This is a genomic window from Frankia sp. AiPs1, assembly GCF_023716945.1.
Taxonomy (GTDB): Bacteria; Actinomycetota; Actinomycetes; order Frankiales; family Frankiaceae; genus Frankia.
Genome location: NZ_JAMQQF010001021.1, coordinates 1 through 1,049 on the forward strand (window position 1 = coordinate 1; position 1,049 = coordinate 1,049).

The 1,049-nt window shown below is 74.8% G+C and carries 1 protein-coding gene; it reads right to left on the reverse strand.

What is annotated here, in order from left to right; all coding sequences use genetic code 11:
- On the reverse strand, positions 1-1,049 hold a 1,049-nt coding region (locus ND748_RS32590), incomplete at both ends, for a helicase-related protein (protein WP_374216100.1).

Genomic DNA, 1,049 nt, shown 5'->3' on the forward strand with positions numbered 1-1,049 from the left:
GACCGACCTCGCGCAGGAAGGCGCCGAGGGCCCGACCGAGCTCGGCGGGCCGACCGGGGGCGTCGCCGTGCCAGAAGGGCAGCCGGCCGGGGCGGCCCGGCGCCGGGGTGACCAGCACCCGGTCCGCGGTGATCTCCTCGATCCGCCAGCTTGACGAGCCGAGCAGCACGACGTCGCCGACCCGCGACTCGTAGACCATCTCCTCGTCCAGCTCACCGACCCGGCTTGCCTTCTCCCCGACCAGGAACACGCCGAACATGCCCCGGTCGGGGATCGTTCCGCCGCTGGTCACCGCGAGCCGCTGCGCGCCGGGCCGGCCGCGCAGAATGCTGGTGGCCCGATCCCAGGTGATGCGGGGGCGCAACTCGGCGAAGGCGTCGGAGGGGTAGCGCCCGGCGAGCATGTCGAGCACGGCCTCCAGGACCGAAGCCGACAGGGACGCGAAGGACGCGGCCCGCCGGGCCAGCCTGCCGAGGTCGTCGACGGACCAGTCGTCCATCGCCGTCATCGCGACGATCTGCTGGGCGAGCACGTCCAGCGGGTTGCGCGGAGCGTGGACCTCCTCGATCGCCCCCGCCCGCATCCGCTCGGCGACCACGGCGCTTTCGAGCAGGTCCCCGCGATGCTGCGGCAGGACCACGCCGAGGCTCGTGGCGTCGACCTGGTGACCGGCCCGGCCGACGCGCTGCATCCCGGCGGCGACGCTCGGTGGTGAGCCGATCTGGATGACGAGGTCGACCGCGCCCATGTCGATGCCCAGCTCCAGGCTGGAGGTCGCCACGACCGCGGGCAGCCGCCCGGCCTTGAGATCCTCCTCGATGAGCAACCGTTGCTCTCGGCTGACGCTGCCGTGGTGGGCCCGCGCGACCTCCGGCCACCCGGCGGTGCCACCGCCCTGGCCGCCCCCCCCCCGGCGGCGGCGGGGCCCGCCGGGCGCCCCGGCGTTGGTGCCCCGGGGGCCCCGGCCCCCCCCGCCAGCCGCCGTTGACCATGCCGACGACGTCGGAGTCCGGGACGAAGACGTCGTCGAGGAAGACCTCGTTGAACAT